The 1073-nt window shown below is 56.3% G+C and carries 1 protein-coding gene and 1 pseudogene; both read right to left on the bottom strand.

Features of this window, described 5'->3' with window-relative positions:
- The coding region (locus B2W52_RS07745) for a patatin-like phospholipase family protein (RefSeq protein WP_286802295.1) at positions 1 to 853 on the bottom strand (853 nt) is incomplete at its 3' end.
- Positions 854 to 858: 5 nt separating this feature from the next.
- Positions 859 to 1073, bottom strand: a pseudogene (locus B2W52_RS07740) (DUF4892 domain-containing protein); the annotation flags it as partial.

Below are 1073 nucleotides of genomic sequence, written 5' to 3'. Positions count from 1 at the left end.
CGTTGTCCGGCTTCCGGGCAGTAAGGGATTTCAGGGCGTCCCAGTCGAACCAGCGCGATGCTTTTTCACGAATCGTGTCTACCCATTCCTCCATGTCCTTGTTTTCACGCTCCACAGGAGAAAACGCCGCATCCGGAATCCGGCGTCTGCGGTCATCTTCACCACTCAGGTTGACCGCCACAATCATATCAGCGTGGGAGGAGATGGTCGGAATGATCGGTAGCGGATTAAGCAGGGCTCCGTCGACCAGAACACGGCCATTGAGGACCAAGGGCGTGACAACGCTGGGAATCGCTACAGAGGCACGTATGGCTTGGTCCAACGGACCTTCCTGGAACCAGATTTCCTTGTGGGCAAGCAGATCCGTAGCCACGGCGGTAAAGGAAATGGGGAGATCCTCAATCCGGGTGTCCTCAAGCATCTCCCGGACGACAGAAAAGATCTTCTCTCCGCGAATCGCCCCAACCGAGTTGAAGGTGACATCCAGCAGCTTCAGGACATCAAACTGGCCAAGCCCCGTAACCCAGTCCTTATAGTCTTGCATCTTGCCGGCGCCGAACATGCCGCCAATCAACGCTCCCATGGAACATCCAGAGATTGCGACAATGTCGTAGCCGCGCTCTACAAGAATTTCAATGGCGCCAATGTGGGCATAGCCCCGTGCGCCGCCGCTGCCCAGAGCCAGAGCGACAGTCTTGCGTGGTTTGTTTCGGTTATCCACTTTTTCCGGGTTTGCCGGAGCACGGGTAGCGGAGACATCAGAGCTGCTCAGGACCTTCGAGACGTTGTCCTGCGGATCTTTCTCTGAGGGCTTGTCCTTTGGATCCTGATCGTCATCCTTTGATGTGCCCATAATCATTACCTCGAGATCACCACCACTTCTACCCGGTCGCCCTGCCTGTCTGGATCACTGAAGACACCTGCCGGCCCCACAACGATTATCTCCTGTTGAGCCCGGGAGACACCCGTTTTGGACAGGACCTCCGACAACGATTCGGTAGCCAGGCGGGCACGCTCCATCGCATCACTGAAGGACTCATCAGTCTCCAATACAGAATAGCCCACCAGTGCAA

It is taken from the genome of Marinobacter sp. UBA2498 (assembly GCF_002341575.1).
GTDB lineage: Bacteria > Pseudomonadota > Gammaproteobacteria > Pseudomonadales > Oleiphilaceae > Marinobacter > Marinobacter manganoxydans.
The sequence above is the reverse complement of the archived record's forward strand: the minus strand, read 5'-3'. Positions and strand labels throughout refer to the sequence as shown.